Annotated in this window: 12 protein-coding genes and 1 tRNA gene; 7 read left to right on the top strand and 6 right to left on the bottom strand. The window is 57.1% G+C overall.

Features of this window, described 5'->3' with window-relative positions; genetic code table 11:
* The 5 genes from CHR62_RS04940 to dapC form a co-directional block, all read right to left on the bottom strand.
* Positions 1–1944: an ABC-F family ATP-binding cassette domain-containing protein gene (locus CHR62_RS04940; RefSeq protein ID WP_123660184.1), complete on the bottom strand. Its 1944-nt coding sequence runs from the start codon at positions 1942–1944 to the stop codon at positions 1–3.
* Positions 1941–2849 carry a 50S ribosomal protein L3 N(5)-glutamine methyltransferase gene (gene prmB, locus CHR62_RS04945; RefSeq protein WP_093971241.1) on the bottom strand — a complete coding sequence of 303 codons (909 nt, stop codon included), beginning with the start codon at positions 2847–2849 and terminating at the stop codon, positions 1941–1943. The genes CHR62_RS04940 and prmB overlap by 4 nt, the downstream gene beginning before the upstream one ends.
* 16 nt (positions 2850–2865) lie before the next feature.
* On the bottom strand, positions 2866–4002 hold the full coding sequence (dapE, locus tag CHR62_RS04950) for a succinyl-diaminopimelate desuccinylase (protein WP_123660185.1): 1137 nt from the start codon (positions 4000–4002) through the stop codon (positions 2866–2868).
* A complete protein-coding gene (gene dapD / locus CHR62_RS04955; protein WP_123660186.1) occupies positions 4002–4823 on the bottom strand; it encodes a 2,3,4,5-tetrahydropyridine-2,6-dicarboxylate N-succinyltransferase in 822 nt (273 codons plus the stop codon). Before dapD ends, dapE begins: the two co-directional genes overlap by 1 nt.
* Positions 4824–4918: 95 nt before the next feature.
* Positions 4919–6109, bottom strand: coding sequence for a succinyldiaminopimelate transaminase (gene dapC, locus CHR62_RS04960; RefSeq protein WP_123660187.1), 1191 nt, complete (start codon positions 6107–6109; stop codon positions 4919–4921).
* Between the two features lie 116 nt (positions 6110–6225).
* Here dapC and CHR62_RS04965 point away from each other — a divergent pair.
* Positions 6226–6310, top strand: a tRNA-Leu gene (locus tag CHR62_RS04965).
* Between the two features lie 144 nt (positions 6311–6454).
* Here the strand turns inward: CHR62_RS04965 and CHR62_RS04970 are convergent.
* On the bottom strand, positions 6455–6715 hold the full coding sequence (locus CHR62_RS04970) for a hypothetical protein (protein WP_123660188.1): 261 nt from the start codon (positions 6713–6715) through the stop codon (positions 6455–6457).
* A gap of 368 nt (positions 6716–7083) precedes the next feature.
* On the opposite strand from CHR62_RS04970, the gene CHR62_RS04975 reads away from it, so the two are divergent.
* From CHR62_RS04975 to CHR62_RS05000, 6 genes are all read left to right on the top strand, one after another.
* Positions 7084–9396 carry a TonB-dependent hemoglobin/transferrin/lactoferrin family receptor gene (locus tag CHR62_RS04975; protein ID WP_123660189.1) on the top strand — a complete coding sequence of 771 codons (2313 nt, stop codon included), beginning with the start codon at positions 7084–7086 and terminating at the stop codon, positions 9394–9396.
* 29 nt (positions 9397–9425) lie between these two features.
* A complete protein-coding gene (locus tag CHR62_RS04980; RefSeq protein WP_123660190.1) occupies positions 9426–10514 on the top strand; it encodes a hemin-degrading factor in 1089 nt (362 codons plus the stop codon).
* Complete coding sequence (locus tag CHR62_RS04985; RefSeq protein WP_093971853.1) at positions 10511–11347, top strand: hemin ABC transporter substrate-binding protein; 837 nt, start codon at positions 10511–10513, stop codon at positions 11345–11347. Before CHR62_RS04980 ends, CHR62_RS04985 begins: the two co-directional genes overlap by 4 nt.
* A 62-nt stretch (positions 11348–11409) precedes the next feature.
* Positions 11410–12339 (top strand): iron ABC transporter permease, encoded by a 930-nt coding sequence (locus tag CHR62_RS04990; protein ID WP_233574869.1) that lies wholly within the window; start codon positions 11410–11412, stop codon positions 12337–12339.
* Positions 12333–13187, top strand: coding sequence for an ATP-binding cassette domain-containing protein (locus tag CHR62_RS04995; protein ID WP_123660192.1), 855 nt, complete (start codon positions 12333–12335; stop codon positions 13185–13187). The genes CHR62_RS04990 and CHR62_RS04995 overlap by 7 nt, the downstream gene beginning before the upstream one ends.
* A 342-nt stretch (positions 13188–13529) precedes the next feature.
* A complete protein-coding gene (locus CHR62_RS05000; protein WP_123660193.1) occupies positions 13530–14096 on the top strand; it encodes a PDC sensor domain-containing protein in 567 nt (188 codons plus the stop codon).
* The last annotated feature ends 124 nt before the right edge of the window (positions 14097–14220 follow it).

A 14220-nucleotide genomic window follows, 5' to 3' on the forward strand; every position in this document is an offset into this window, starting at 1 on the left:
CTAGTCTGCGGGTTGTTCAATGGCCTCAAGCGCTTCTTGGGCTTCAAGCCATTCTTCTTCCATTTGAGCCATGGCTTTTGTTGTCTCGCCATGTTCGGCTAGCGCAGCCACGCGCTCGTTGCGCCGGTCTTCGCTGTAAAAATCAGGGTCGGCAATCAAGGCATCGAGCGCATCCAGCCTTGCTCGCGCTTGGGCCATTTTCTTCTCCAGTCCCTCAACCTGCTTCAACAAGGGCTTGCGCAGACCAGCAAGACGTTGGCGTGCTTCGGCATCAAGACGGCGTTGTGTTTTGCGGTCAATAACGGGTTCCGTGTCGCCGGCGTCGCGCTGTGCATCGTTACGCGCCGCAGCACGCTGGTTTGCCGTGCGTTGGTTAAGCCAATCGCGGTAATCTTCCAGGTCACCATCGAAAGCGTTGACCTGGCCGTCGGCAACAATCCAGAACTCATCTACGGTTGTGCGCAGCAGGTGCCGGTCGTGCGACACCAGAAGTACGCTGCCTTCGTACTCGGCCAGGGCAGTAGCCAGGGCTTCGCGCGTATCGACGTCGAGGTGGTTGCTGGGTTCGTCGAGCAGCAGCAGGTTGGGCTTTTGCCAGACGACCAGGGCTAGCGCCAGGCGGGCTTTTTCACCGCCCGACAAAGGCGCAATTTGCTGGTTGACAATGTCGCCGCTAAAGCCAAAGCTACCTAAGTAATTGCGTTGCTCTTGCTCGCGCAGTTCGGGAGCCAGCCGGGCCAGGTGCTGCAGTGGTGTCGAGCCAGCGTCGAGCATATCGAGCTGTTGCTGGGCAAAGTAACCGATTTTCAGGCCCTTCGAGGCCCGGCGCTCGCCCGCTATGGGGGCCAGCTCTTCAGCTAGGGTTTTGATCAGCGTACTTTTCCCTGCGCCGTTGACACCCAAAATGCCAATACGCGCGCCGCCGCGAACCATCAGATTGATGTCTTGAAGTACCGCCGCCGGCTTGTCGTCAGCGCCGGGGTAACCTGTGCTGAGGTGCTCGAGAATCAACAGAGGGTCGGGCATGCTGTCCGGCTCGGGCAAACGGATGTCAATACCTGAATCGGCCTGTAACGGTGCCAGTTTTTCCATCCGGGCCAAGGCCTTTACCCGGCTTTGCGCTTGTTTAGCTTTGGTGGCTTTGGCCTTGAAGCGGTCAATAAAGCTTTGCAGGCGTGCTGTTTCTCGCGCCTGGCGATCGTGAGCCAGTTGCGTTTGGCGCATGCGCTCGGCGCGCTGGGTCAGGAAGTCTTCATACCCGCCTTTGTAGCGCACCAGTTTGCCATTGTCGAAGTGCAATATCGCGCGGGCTACCGCATCTAAAAATTCGGTGTCGTGCGAGATCAGTATGACCGTGCCATCGTAGGCCGCCAGCCAGCGCTCGAGCCAGAGCATGGCATCGAGGTCGAGGTGGTTGGTAGGCTCGTCTAGCAATAACAGGTCTGACGGTGCCATCAGGGCGCGGGCCAGGGCCAGGCGCATTTGCCACCCGCCCGAAAAGCTGCGTACCGGGTTTAGCCATTGGTCGGGCGTAAAACCCAGACCTGCCAAAAGTTGCTCGGCCCTGGACGGCGCACTCCAGGCGTCGGCTTCAACCAGTGCGGCTTCAAGCTCGGCAATACGGGTGCCTTCGCTGTCGGGGGTGGCTGCGCGCTCGGCCTGTAGACGGCGTAATCCGGTGTCGCCATCAATGACGAACTCACGCGCGGGGCGCTCGGGTGTGCTGATGTCTTGTTCGACCGCTGCAATGCGCCAGGAAGCAGGCAGGTCGAGTGTCCCGGCGTCGGCATCGAGCTCGCCTTTAAGCAATGCAAACAGCGTGGACTTGCCTGCGCCATTTTTGCCGACAATGCCGACGCGCTCGCCAGGGTTGATGACAAAGTCAGTGTCGTCGAGCAGCACTTTTGTACCGCGTCGAAGGGTAATGCCGGTTGCCCTGATCACGATGCCATGGGCTCCTGCAACTGCTCGCGCGTCAGCATGAGAATCTGATCTTCAGCGTTTTCGGTGCTTAGCCAGACGGGGTCTAGTTCGGGGAAGGCATTGATGAAGTTTTCGTATTCGTTGCCAATTTCAAGTACCAGAATGCCTTCTGGCGCCATGAAGCGGGGTGCGTCGCGGACGATGCGCCGGACTAAGTCCATGCCGTCGGGGCCGCCCGCCAATGCCTGTGTGGGTTCGTGCCGGTATTCGGGAGGCAAGGACTCCATGGCATGGCTGTTGACATAGGGCGGGTTGCAGATGATGACGTTGTATTGGCAATCGGGCAGTTGATCGAACAAGTCGCTGCGATGCGTAGTGACGCGGCCATCGACGCCGAGCAGTTCTATATTTTGATCGGCTACTTCAAGTGCATGCTCTGACAGGTCGACGGCGTCGACTTGCGCACCAGGAAAGGCCAGTGCGGCGAGCACCGCCAGACAGCCGGAGCCTGTACATAAATCAAGCACGTAATCAACGTCGTCTGGATCGGTAACCCACGGCGACAGTTGCTCGGCCAGCAGTTCGGAAATGGGAGAGCGGGGAATAATGACGCGAGGGTCGACCACAAATCGGTGGCCCTGCAGCCAGGCCTCGCCCGTCAGGTAGGCGGCCGGTACGCGCTCATCAAGTCGGCGTGTAACCAGGTCGAGGAATTTTTCCCGTTCTTCAGGCAGGACACGGGCATCCAGAAATGGGTCGAGCGTGTCGAGCGGCAAATGCAGGACGTGAAGCAGAAGGTAAACGGCTTCGTCCCAGGCATTGTCGCTGCCGTGGCCAAAACTTAGTTTTGCTGCGTTGAATTGACTGACGGTGTAACGCAGCAGGTCGCGTACGGTATGCAGTTCTTGGTAGGCCGATGGGTTCATGCGTGTTCCGTATGCGTTATTTAAGTAGCAGGTTTTCGAGGGTGCGCCGGTAAATGTTTTTCAGGGGTTCCAGGTCGGCTATCCGGATATGTTCGTTGACCTGGTGAATGCTGGCGTTGATTGGGCCGAACTCAATCACCTGGGGGCAGATCTTGGCAATGAATCGGCCATCGGATGTCCCGCCCGTAGTGGACAATTCGGTAGCAACACCGGTTTCAGCCAGAATGGCGTCGCCCAGCGCACGGCTCAGTTCGCCTTTTGGCGTCAGGAACGGCTCGCCGGACAGCGTCCAGACGAGGTCGTATTCGAGCGCTAAGGCGTCAAGCACGCCGTGAACGCGCGCTTTGAGCGATGCTGGCGTGCTCTCGGTCGAGAACCTGAAGTTGAAATCGATAATGGCCTCGCCGGGAACAACATTGGTGGCACCGGTACCCGAGTGAAAATTTGAAATCTGGAATGTGGTGGGCGGGAAGTACTCATTACCGTTGTCCCACTGGGCGGCCGCCAGTTCGGCCAGCGCAGGCGCCACCAGATGGATGGGATTGCGGGCCAGGTGCGGGTAGGCAACATGCCCCTGCTTGCCTTTTATCGTCAGGCGACCCGACAACGACCCGCGCCGACCATTCTTGACGGTGTCGCCCAAGGCGGATACCGAGGTTGGTTCGCCCACCAGACAATAGTCAAGCGTTTCGTTGCGGGCCTGCAGTGCCTGGCACACCTTGACGGTACCGTTGATCGACGGCCCCTCTTCGTCGGACGTGATAAGCATGGCGATTGATCCGGCGTGGTCGGGGTGTGCCGACACAAACTCTTCTGCCGCAATGGCAAATGCGGCAATACTGCTTTTCATATCCGCTGCACCGCGGCCAAACAATAGTCCGTCGCGCTCCGTTGGTGTGAATGGATCGCTGTCCCATTTGTCGAGCGGCCCGGTCGGAACAACGTCGGTATGGCCGGCAAAGACAACGCACGGCGCTGCCGTGCCTTTACGAAGCCACAAGTTGGTGACGTCGTCGAAAGCCAGTGTCTCGGCCTTGAAGCCCAGCGGTTCGAGTCGGCGGGCCAGTTCGGCCTGGCAATCGGCATCGGCCGGCGTGACAGAGGCTCGAGAGATCAGGTCTTTGGTCAGGTGCAGTACAGCGGAAGATGACATCAAGCCCTCAGCAGTTCGTTGATGCTGGTTTTGGAACGTGTTTGCGCGTCGACGCGCTTGACGATGACCGCGCAGGCCAGGCTGTGCGAGCCGTCAGCTGCCGGCAGTGCACCAGGTACGACGACAGAGCCCGAGGGGACGCGACCGTAAATGACTTCGCCCGTGGTGCGGTCGTAGATTTTGGTGCTTTGCGACAGGTAGACACCCATGGCCAATACCGAGTTTTCTTCAACGATCACGCCTTCGACGACTTCGGAGCGCGCACCGATAAAGCAGTTGTCTTCGATGATGGTGGGGTTGGCTTGCAGGGGCTCGAGTACGCCACCGATACCGACGCCGCCGGAGAGGTGGACGTTTTTGCCAATTTGCGCGCATGAGCCAACGGTAGCCCAGGTGTCGACCATGGTGCCTTCGTCGACGTAGGCGCCGATGTTTACGTAAGAGGGCATAAGGACGACATTTTTGCCAATAAACGAGCCTTTACGGGCTACGGCGGGGGGCACGACGCGGAAGCCGCCGTTGGCAAAATCTTGTTCGGTGTAGTCGGCAAACTTCAGGCCGACCTTGTCGTAGTACTGCGCAGGCGCCTGGCCCATTACGCCGTTGTTTTCCAGACGGAACGACAACAACACGGCCTTTTTGATCCATTGGTGAACAACCCATTGGCCGGTAGATTTATCGGCGACGCGCAGCGTGCCTTTATCGAGTTCAGCCAGGGTGTGGTTGACGGCATCGCGAACGGCGGCCGGTGCGCTGGCGGGGCTTAAGTCGGCCCGGTTTTCCCAGGCGGTTTCAATGGTGTTTTGTAAATCTGTGGTCATGGTCGTTTTCGTTATTCAGGGTTAATGAAAGGAAAGGATGGTGTTGCGGCATGTGAGCCTGGCCACAGCGTAATGCGTGGCCAAGTCTGCCGGCTTCAACCTCGAAGAAAGCCGGCGATGCGCTCGGCGGCTTCAATGCATTGTTCTTTGGTGGCAACCAATGCCATGCGAACCCGGTTGGCTCCGGGGTTCAGGCCGTGGGCTTCGCGAGCCAGGTAGCTACCGGGCAACACGGTGACGTTGGTGGCACCCAGCAGGTCTCGGGTAAAGTCTGTGTCGCTGCCTGGGGTTTGGGCCCACAGGTAAAACCCGGCTTGCGGCTTCTCTACTTTAAGCACAGGGGCCAGAATGGGCAAGACGGCATCGAATTTTTCGCGATACTGTCGACGATTTTCAAGTACGTGTGTTTCGTCGTTCCAGGCTGCAATACTTGCCGCCGAGACAACGGCGCTCATCGCACTGCCATGATAGGTGCGATACAGTAAAAAATGCTTCAGCAGGTTGGCATCGCCCGCGATAAAACCGGATCGCAACCCAGGCACGTTCGAGCGCTTCGACAGGCTGGAAAAACTGACCAAATTGCGATAGTCGTTTCGCCCCAGGGCGCGTGCAGCTTGCAGGGCGCCTAAAGGTGGCTCGGCTTCGTCAAAGTAAATTTCTGAATAGCATTCGTCGGCCGCAATGACAAACCCGTAGGTGTCAGACAGTTCGAACAGCGTTTGCCATTCGGACAGTTCGAGTACATTGCCCGCGGGGTTGCCGGGCGAGCATACATACACCAGTTGCGTTTTTTGCCAGACATCGGCAGGTACAGAGGCCCAGTCGTAGCCAAAATTACGCTCGGGCTGGGCATTGATGTAATACGGCTTGGCGCCGGCCAACAAGGCCGCGCCCTCGTAGATTTGGTAAAACGGGTTGGGGCAAACGACCCAGCCGCCGGCCTGACTGTCGACAATGGTTTGCGCAAACGAAAACAAAGCCTCGCGCGACCCGACGGCGGGCAGGACCTGTGTTTCGGGGTCGGGCCGCTCGATGCCGTATCGGCGAGCGATCCAGTCGGCGATGCTGCCTCGAACCTGAGCATCGCCCTTGGTGGGCGGGTACACCGCCAAACCCTGCATGGCGTTTTGCATCGCCTTGATAATGAAGTCAGGGGTTGGATGCTTGGGTTCGCCAATAGACAGGCTGATAGGGGCAAGATGCGCAGGGGGTGTCTTGGCCTGTGCCAGTAAAGCACGCAGCTTTTCGAACGGATAGGGGTGCAGGTCGCCGAGTCTGGGGTTCATGGTTCTGGATATGCAGGGTTAACCTGCCATTTTAGCAAGCCGTGCGCTGGCTGTATTGGTGTTGAACGCAGTTGCCATGCAGCGTCGCGCTTGCTATACTTGCCGGCTTCCCATTTGCGAACGTGGCGGAATTGGTAGACGCACCAGATTTAGGTTCTGGCGCCGAGAGGTGTGAGAGTTCGAGTCTCTCCGTTCGCACCATAGTATTTAAATTGTCTCTCTCCCATTACCGGGGGATACGCAATTCATCAGACACGGTTAATCACACCGTTCCAACCGGACTGGGCCGCAAGACCTGTACGCGGTAATTTTCAAAGTTCCTAAATTCATACCGACGGCGTGAGATTATTTCCATTTTAGTGTCCAAGCCGAATTGATGGCGTTGAGGAAATACTGCTGAGCGAGGAGCCGGCACGTTTCATATAGATCCACCAGCGTGGTGGCATAGCTCTTCTTGCGGCTGCAGAAGTGCCCATCAATACCTAGCGCCCGAGGGGAAGGTCGACCGGACAGCTCCGACACCGACTGCTTTACAAACGACTGATACGAACGCTCAACCTTAGCGCTACTCGCCTTGTGCGTGACGGATAATTTGCGCTGACTCACGCCCCCTTCGTACGTTTCGAATACTTCCAGGCGGTAGCCTCAGTGGTACGTCGGCGTGAGCCAATCCCCGCAGACCGATGACGGAAATACCGGTTGCATAGCGTGTCAAGGTGCTTGGCCGCGGCCACACACGGATATCCTATGCTCGGTTGTCCTGTTGAATAACTAAACCCGCATCCCCGCGGATAGAATCGATTAGGTGCATAGGCTGGCCTAATGAGTGGTACGGGGTGTGAGTAGAGGTATCTTCGGTGTGGAAAGCACGCCTGACGACGAATTCTTTCCAATACACCTAAAAGTTTCTTGCAATTACTAAATAAGAATTGTTATCATTTCGCTTCTCATTAAGTTTATGTTGGAGCGGATTCATGAGTAGACCTTTTTCTGTCACGGTGGGGGTTCTGGCGGTGTTGGCCGCTACGTCAGCGTCGGCTGAGCCGTCCCTTGATACTACGCCGAGGTCTCAGGCAGAGAGTGGTAAAGCGGATGTTCGACAGCTTTCTACCGTTACTGTCAAGGGGGATCGTCAGGATGCAGCGTTACCGGAAGGGTCGACAGTCATTCGTCGCGAGCAGCTGGAGTCACGCGCGATTACCGGCTGGGAGGATCTGGGCAAGCGCGGTGATCCGGCAATTAACTTTTCGCGTCAAACAAAAAGCGTGAACATCCGCGGCATGGATCAGGACCGGGTGGCCGTGCGTGTGGACGGGATTCGTCTGCCTTGGCTGACCGATGGTGCCCGGGGCGAAAAAGGTGGTCTGGGCACTGTCAACTTCAGCGGGTTGTCGGCGATTGATGTCCTGGGGGCAGCGGGCGCGTCCCAAACGGGGTCGCTGGCGGGGTTGGTTGATTTGCGTACGCTGGCACCCGATGACTTGTTGCGCGATGGAAAGCCGTTCGGGGCGCTGCTGAAGTCAGGGTATGACGGCGCCGATGCCAGCTGGAATGCCGATGCAGCACTGGCGGGCGAAATGCTTGATGAGCGAACTAAGTGGTTGATTCAGGTCGGCTACCGTCGTGGCGACGCTCTGGAGAATCAGGGTGAGGTAGGTGGATATGGTCCCAAGCGAGAAAAATCCAACCCCTCCAGTTACACACAGCGCAGTGCAATGCTGAAGTTGCAACATGACCTGACTTCACAATATCGACTGATCTTCAGCGCGGAGACCTTCCGCTGGGAAAACGAGATTGATAACTTGCGCGAGCAAGGGACTGGAACTAGCTATCTGGCAGGGCACAACGGGGTGGAGGAGCGGCAACAGCGAGATCGCTTGGTAGCCGGTTTTGATTTTCGGTCCGGAGCCAATATTGCTGCTGTTGAGCAGGGGCAGGTGCGAGTGTATTGGCAACGCAGTTCGGTCTCTAGCGAACAGTCAGGATTGCGCACCGTTGACGCCAGGGCCTCCATTGTTCGGGGCGACCCGTTCCGCTACGGTTTTCCTAGCGGTTACTACGCACGTAATAACTCAGTGGAAGAAAAGGGGTATGGCCTGACAACAACATGGTCGGGCACTGTGCCGACAGAGGCCATCAGAAATCATTGGCAGGCGGGGCTTGACGGGTATGTTTCGCGCACGACACAGGCGTCGGCAGGTGAAGACAATTGCCCTGTGATTCGCTCCGGGTTGGCGGCCCCATTCGGTCCTCGTTCGTGCGACCTGCTGCACAGCAATCAATCTGACGTGCCCGAAGTCGATGGCCGGCAATGGGCGTTATGGGCACAAAATGAAATGTCATGGGCTGACGGGCGGTTTGCCGTGACCCCTGCGTTGCGTTTTGATGCCTACCACTATTCGGCCCAAAGTACTTCGTCGTATCAGAGCAATCCCAATGCGGCCTTTGGACAGCTGGACAGCAATAGCGGTCAGCGGGTGTCGCCATCGATCAAGTTTGCTTGGCAGCCGGCGGAGCAGGCCAAGGTCTATGTGAGCTACGGCTATGGCTATAAGGTCCCTAATGCATCCCAGTTGTACATGAACTACGGGGCACCCGGCACCTATTTGCGCGTCGGCAATCCTGATCTGAAAGCGGAGGTGAGTCGGGGTTGGGAGCTTGGCGCCGAGCTGGGTAACCAGAAACTGGGCGGCAGCCTGGCGTTTTTCGATAACCACTATCGCGACTTTATCGACGAGAACGTGACATTGACTCCGGCATCTGCCGAGTGGAACCCGGCCTGGACGGGGCAGTACCCAATGGGCGTGACCGCTTTCGCCAATCGTGCGCGTGTCCGCATCTATGGTGCACAAGCCCGTATTCACGGCGAAATCAACCCGAACTGGTACGCCTGGAGTGCCTTAGCCTGGGCTAACGGAAAAGATCTGGATACGGGCCGTTATCTGAACTCGGTCGCCCCGCTGAAAACCATCGTGGGCGTGGGCTACAAGCAAAGACATTGGGGTGCTGAAGCCATTCTGACTGCTGCCAAGCGCCGCAGTCGGGTCGAAGACCCTGGGGCTGATTATCAGGCACCAGGCTATGGCGTGGTTGACCTGACCGCCTGGTGGCAACCGTCCGGCGTAAAGGGTCTGCGTGTCCAGGCTGGGGTGTTCAACCTGTTTGACCGTACTTACTGGAGCGCTTTGAACGTTTCGCAGGCCGGAAGCGTGCGCAGTGCTGCACCGGTTGCCAGCTACACCGAGCCGGGGCGTCATGCCCGAGTCTGGTTGACCTATCAATACTAATTAACAATCACTATTATTCAGAGGTACTCATGTCAGGCAAACAAGAAACTTTTTCCGTTGCACCACTTTCCGCAGTGCTAGCGGGCGCCCCGAAAGGGGTTGAGTTGCGGGAGCGTTATGCCGCGTTGGCAGCAAGTCAGCCAGGGTTACGTCGTCGTAACATGGCCGAATGTTTAGGGGTCAGTGAACTTGAGCTGGTTGCGGCGCATTGCGGTGAGGTTGAGGCGGTCGCGCTGAAATCACCGCCGCAGGCCATTTTTCGTGAGTTAGGTCGTCTGGGACGAGTCATGGCACTGACACGCAACGATCATTGCGTGCACGAACGTCACGGGCAGTACGAGGACATTAAGGCCGGTGAACAGATGGGGATTGTGCTGGGTCCCGATATTGACTTGCGCGTGTTCTTTTCCCACTGGGTGACGACGCTAGCGGTCAACGAAGCCGGGCGTCGCAGTATTCAGTTTTTTGACGCGGCCGGGACAGCTTTGCATAAGGTGTTCCTGACGGAGGCCAGTGACCTACAGGCCTACGAGGCGCTAGTTGAACAGTTCGCCGAAACTGCGCCGAAGTTCCCGGAGGTTCGTTCCTTGGTGTCCAAAGCCTGGCCCGCGAATGGTTCTTTGGGCCAAGCGTTTCGCGATGACTGGCTAGCCATGAAAGATACGCATGAGTTTCATGGCCTGCTGAAGCGCCATGACGTAGCCCGTCTGTATGCTCTTGAGGGCGTCGGGTCAGACCTTGCGCAGCAGATTTCGAATGACCATGCCGAACGCTTGTTGACTGACGTTGCTGATCGCAATATTCCGCTTATGTGTTTTGTCGGAAATCACGGCATTATCCAGATTCACTCCGGTCCGGTGAGAGCCTTGAAGCGTACCGGCCCCTGGTTCAATGTGCTGGAGCCTCATTTCAACCTTCATCTGAATACCACTGGGATAGTTTCAACTTGGGTGGTGAACAAGCCCTCGGAGGATGGCTGGATTACTTCGCTGGAGTGTTTTGATCGCCGTGGCGAGCTGATTGTGCAATTTTTTGGCGTCAGAAAGCCGGGTGTGCCCGAGTTGGCGTCATGGCGCTCGTTGTTGACGTCCTATTGCACGGTACCGTTGGCATCATGATGAGCTCCGCGAAACGTTTGTTGTTGGGGGTGTGGCTAGCCGCGGCCGCCTTGGCGATGCCCTCGGTCGTGACGGCCGCAGAGCGGCTGGTTACCCTGGGGGGGACCGTCACCGAAATCGTGTTTGCCCTAGGGGCTGGTGATCAGGTGGTGGCGACTGACGCTTCCAGTCTGTATCCACCGCAGGTCGTTGATTTGCCGCGGGTCGGGTACTACCGCAGCGTCCCGGTTGAGGGGGTGCTGTCGGTTAAGCCAGATCGGGTTCTGGCGTCAGAAAACGCTGGTCCTGCCGCCGCGCTGACACGCATTGCCGAACTGGGGGTGAGGGTTGATCGGCTAACCGATAAGCCAGCTCTGAAGTCGCTGTACGAGCGCATTCAAGGTATTGCGAAGGCATTGGATCGTTCGCAACAGGCCGATGCGTTGATAGAGAAGATCGATCGCGATCTGGCGCTCGTTACTCAGGCGCCCCAGGCGCCGCTGCGCGCGGTGGTCCTGCTGAATCGTACGGGATCGTACATGGCAGCGGGTGAAGGTACCGCCGCTGCAGCAGTGCTGGAACTGGCCGGTCTGCGAAATGCAATGTCGGCCGGAAAAGGCTACAAGCCGTTGTCTATCGAGGGTTTGGTGGCTCTCGACCCCGATGTGATCGTACTGACTTCGGCGACGGCAACAGCCGTGGGTGGGCTTGAGGCGTTCTTGCAGCAGCCTGCTGTCAAGGCGACTAGTGCCGCTGCCGCCGGCCGGATCGGTGCCGTCGATGATCTGCTGATTCTTGGAATTGGGCCGCGGGTCGCGCAGGCTGTTCGCCAATTGCGTGAAATGGCGCAATGATGCGGGTGGGGCGACGTTATACGCTGTGGTATGCCGGAACAGGGGCGGTATTGGTCTTGGTGATGATGGCGTCTCTCAGCGGTGGCGCCTTCGACATTCCGCTTGCCCGGGTCGGAGCGCTGATTACCGGGGCATCATCGGGTTCGGCCAGTGTGGAGGCCCGCATTTTATTTGAGTTGCGTTTGCCACGCGTCTTGTTTAGTGCCATTGTGGGAGCAGCGTTGGCAGCAAGTGGCGTCTTGATGCAGGCGCTGTTTCGCAACCCGCTGGCAGAACCGGGGCTCGTGGGAGTTTCATCTGGTGCGGCATTGGGGGCCGTCGTCGCGATTGTGCTGTTCCCTGCAGGCGCGATGCTGGTGGGCGTCAGTGCTTTTCTGGGTAGTTTGCTGGCGACATCTCTAGCGTATGTCGTTGGCAGTCGCCAGCCAGGCATCGCTGGCTTGTTGCTGGCTGGAATTGCGATCAATACAGTGGCAGGTAGCCTTATCGGTTTGTTTACCTATATGGCTGATGACACACAGCTGCGTGACCTGACGTTCTGGAGCATGGGTAGTTTGGCGGCCGCGCAATGGTCGACCGTCGCATGGTTGGTGCCGTGGGTTCTTGTGCTGCTGGTTGTGGCTGGCATGCAATGGCGCATGTTGAACGCTTTGTTGCTGGGGCATCAAGAGGCCATGCATCTGGGTTATCAGCAAGAAACCTTGCGTCGTCGACTGATCGTCCTTACCGCCTTAGTGGTGGGGCCGCTGGTCGCCGTGACCGGGGGTATTGGTTTTATTGGTTTGGTCGTGCCTCATCTGGTGCGAATGCTGGTGGGTGCCAATCACCGTGTGTTGTTGCCGATGTCGATGCTGGTTGGTGCCGTGTTTCTGGCTGCCGCAGATTGGTGGTCACGGGTAATTGTGGCACCGGCCGAGTTGCCGATCGGGCTGGTAACGAGCTTGGTCGGTGGACCGTTCTTTTTCTGGTTGCTGAGTCGTAAAAAATGGTAGAGACGTCTTCTGTGAAAGAATTCCAGCCCAACGTTAAAGCGCTCCGGGCCAATTCCTTACGGTTCGAGCGTGGTTCGCGCCGCGTACTTGATGGCGTAAGCCTGAGTTTGGAGCCGGGCGTTCTGGTGTCGGTGCTTGGTGCCAATGGTGCGGGCAAGTCCACGTTAATGAGTATTTTGGCGAATGAGCTTGAGGCAGAGTCTCTTGAGCCGGACACGTTTGCGGTTACGCTTGATGGTGAGGCGCTGCAGGCGCTGGGTGTTTTGCGTCAAGCCAGAAAGCGCGCTGTGTTACCGCAAATGCCCTCACTAGGCTTTGACCTGGCAGTACGTGAGGTCGTGGAAATGGGGGGGTATCCGTTTCCTCACCTCGATACTGGAATGCTTGAGTCCTTGTACTGGCGGGCACTGGCGTATGCTAACGCAGTGGCCCTGGCCGATCGACGCTACGCAGGCCTTTCCGGCGGTGAGCAGCAGCGGGTTCAGTTCGCGCGGGTTGTCCTGCAGGTGTTGGCGGCACGGGCCAGTGATCCGCAGGCCGGCTTGTATCTGCTGCTCGATGAGCCCAGCGCAAGTCTTGATCCCAGCGCAGGTCGTGCGTTGCTGGCGGCGACCCGTCAGTTGGCACAGGATATTGGCGTGGGGGTACTGTTAGTGCTGCACGATGTCAATTTGGCTGCACTCTGGAGCGACCGTATCGTGTTGTTGCATGACGGAGGGGTTCTGGCAGTCGGTGCACCTTGCGATGTCTTGACGCCTGCAGCCATCAAGTCTGTGTATGACGCAGATGTCCAGGTGATTCCCCATCCGGTACATACAGGGACGCCGTTGGTCGTTTTTAGCCGGTGAGCTTGTGAATGACTGGTCCTGGCTTTTTCGATCCAAGGTAACTTGAAACAATGGCCTCTTAGAAAGTGAGAGGAACATGGAGAAGACCGATACAAACACGAACAGATTGTTCGAATCCTGCGCGAAGCTGACAAGGACACAGTGGCCGAGGTCACCGGGGAATGCCTGACCAATGATTTGACAACCGAGGTCGGCGTCAATAATTCCCACTGGTAGGACGTTTCCCGACCGGTCAATGGCTACTATGCTCAGTAGGCTGCCTGTCGGCTTATAGGACGATGTGTTACAACCCAGCTCAATCATCAAAGACAGAGTGGTTCTTGCCCGGCGAATAGCACACTTATGAAAATCGATCTTAGACGTTTAATTTTATTTCTTGCGCTAGCAAGCCTGTTGCTGACGCTAACCAATTCATTATTTGCTAGCTTTCGTGTGCAAAAAACGTCTTTGATTGAAGGGACGCTTGAGGGGAATCATGCCTACGCTACAAAAATTGCCTCCAGTGTGCAAGAGCTATTAGGCTCAGCCCAGCAGCAATTACAGTATTCCGCAAAAGTTTTGTCGACTCAATTGCAGGACCCTAATTTTGTAGAAGCAGAGGCAAAACGAGTTCAGCAGCAAACCGATACTTTTAATTCTGTTGTTATTGCAGATGAAACAGGCTTGGTTTTAGCGACGGATCCAAACCTGGGCTTACAGGGACAGACGCTTAGTTCTGAAGGCTCCATCTTGGCGCGTCAAGTACGCGCACCGCTTATAAGCCCACCTTTTGTGGCTCAAACAGGACGGCTATTAATCACGATTTCACACCCAATATTCGACAATTCAAATGTATATCGTGGGTATATTAGTGGCACGATTTATTTGCAACAAGCAAGTATCTTAAGTCATATGTTAGGGAACCTCTGAACAAGTCCAACGAACCTGTCAGAATATAAGTTATTGAAAACAGCCCGATCCGAGTGAACCCGATGAGCCAGTTGAGTTTTTCCGAAGCCGAGTACGTCGGCAAACGCAAGAAAACGCGCCGTGA

It is taken from the genome of Pusillimonas sp. NJUB218 (assembly GCF_003788685.1).
Classification (GTDB): domain Bacteria; phylum Pseudomonadota; class Gammaproteobacteria; order Burkholderiales; family Burkholderiaceae_B; genus Neopusillimonas.

Coding starts and splice junctions, on each gene's coding strand:
- dapE (WP_123660185.1), bottom strand. CDS start 4,002: ATGTCATCTTCCGCTGTACTGCACCTGACCAAAGACCTGATCTCTCGA.
- CHR62_RS04990 (WP_233574869.1), top strand. CDS start 11,410: ATGATGGCGTCTCTCAGCGGTGGCGCCTTCGACATTCCGCTTGCCCGG.
- CHR62_RS04995 (WP_123660192.1), top strand. CDS start 12,333: ATGGTAGAGACGTCTTCTGTGAAAGAATTCCAGCCCAACGTTAAAGCG.
- dapC (WP_123660187.1), bottom strand. CDS start 6,109: ATGAACCCCAGACTCGGCGACCTGCACCCCTATCCGTTCGAAAAGCTG.
- CHR62_RS04980 (WP_123660190.1), top strand. CDS start 9,426: ATGTCAGGCAAACAAGAAACTTTTTCCGTTGCACCACTTTCCGCAGTG.
- prmB (WP_093971241.1), bottom strand. CDS start 2,849: ATGAACCCATCGGCCTACCAAGAACTGCATACCGTACGCGACCTGCTG.
- CHR62_RS04975 (WP_123660189.1), top strand. CDS start 7,084: ATGAGTAGACCTTTTTCTGTCACGGTGGGGGTTCTGGCGGTGTTGGCC.
- CHR62_RS04985 (WP_093971853.1), top strand. CDS start 10,511: ATGATGAGCTCCGCGAAACGTTTGTTGTTGGGGGTGTGGCTAGCCGCG.
- CHR62_RS05000 (WP_123660193.1), top strand. CDS start 13,530: ATGAAAATCGATCTTAGACGTTTAATTTTATTTCTTGCGCTAGCAAGC.
- dapD (WP_123660186.1), bottom strand. CDS start 4,823: ATGACCACAGATTTACAAAACACCATTGAAACCGCCTGGGAAAACCGG.